The organism is Mordavella massiliensis (genome assembly GCF_016902415.1).
Taxonomy (GTDB): Bacteria; Bacillota; Clostridia; order Lachnospirales; family Lachnospiraceae; genus Merdimonas; species Merdimonas faecigallinarum.
On record NZ_JACJLV010000103.1, the window covers coordinates 1 to 1,289 of the forward strand.

A 1,289-nucleotide genomic window follows, 5' to 3' on the forward strand; every position below is an offset into this window, starting at 1 on the left:
TGGAATCTTCCTTTTTTTTCATTAATCCGTATTTGCATAGAAAAAAGTACGGTTAAATGAATCTTATTGATACCACAGCGGTATCTTTCACAATCTTCTACACCTTATAATGGGAATCTGGTCTCAAGAACCGTATTAGCCGCCTTCCCTTCTCTTGCAATACCTGAATTAAGGCAGCATAAACAGTTCCATTTTAACCAGATATCGGACCTTCCAATCTACAAATCAGTTACAACAAATATCTCTCCACAAGTCTCTTCACCATTCTGATGTCCAAAACCGTTTTCTCCGTCTCAAACGTAAGGATCAATCTCTCTCCTGGATATATCCCGTTTTCTTCATAAGCCTGTATTTTTCTGACCGCATTTCGCGCATATACCGGATCATCCATTTTTCCGTCATGTTCCCAGTAGATTTCCTGTTCCGTCTTTCTGGAAAGAAACGTAAAATCCGGATATACCATTCCAAAACCTTTTAGATTTAAGGGTTTTTCATATTTGTATGGGATGTTTTTCTGATAAAAGTAATCCGCCAGTATCTTTTCTGACTTTGAACGGACACGCTCCCCCTGTTGTGTCAGTATAACTCCCGTTCCTTCCTGAAATTCTTTACCCTGATACTCCTTGGCGCTCCACTGTTCTATCTTTTGCTCCCAGGTCGGTTCCACCGGATCAAGCAGTTTCTGTCTCTGCGGATGTTCCCGCTGATAGACCTGAGCAATCTCATCATCCTCATAATCTTTTGTCAGCTTCCTGAGTTGGGCCAGCCGTTTGCCGGCCAGACGCATTACCTTCTCATCATATGATTTCTGCGCCAGACTGCGAACCAATTCCATCTGTTCTTTTGGAATATAGGTTCCATTCTTTTCCCCGCCCGGCAGACAATGATAGTACTGAACCGTTTTTCTGCAACTTGACAAGCGAAGCGTACCCTCAGGCGCATTCCGCAGCCGCCCCTTTGCCTTTTCCATAATCCGCTCCATTCTCTCCTGTTCCATTAACAGCCTTTCTTTCAATGTTTCCATAAATGCACTCACTTCTTCCTCTTTCAAACGGTTATAATTGGTTTTTTAGTATCTCAGCCGTGTCTCCGGGCTCTGTTATACGGTTCGGATACGACTTTTCCCTTGTTAACCGCACACTTTACCCTTTAAATACGGTTTGAATTGAATTTTAACTTGCATAGCCGTACATTTTATATTTTTGTACGGTTGGAATCTTCCTTTTTTTTCATTAATCCGTATTTGCATAGAAAAAAGTACGGTTAAATGAATCTTATTGATACCACAG

The 1,289-nt window shown here is 41.6% G+C and carries 1 protein-coding gene; it reads right to left on the reverse strand.

Annotation, left to right across the window (positions count from 1 at the left end):
• Positions 1–229: 229 nt before the first annotated feature.
• Complete coding sequence (locus H6A13_RS12940; RefSeq protein WP_204909938.1) at positions 230–1,024, reverse strand: hypothetical protein; 795 nt, start codon at positions 1,022–1,024, stop codon at positions 230–232.
• Between the last annotated feature and the right edge of the window lie 265 nt (positions 1,025–1,289).

Bases quoted from the DNA above. Each gene is read 5' to 3' on its own strand.
- H6A13_RS12940 (WP_204909938.1), bottom strand. From the start codon at position 1,024: ATGGAAACATTGAAAGAAAGGCTGTTAATGGAACAGGAGAGAATGGAG.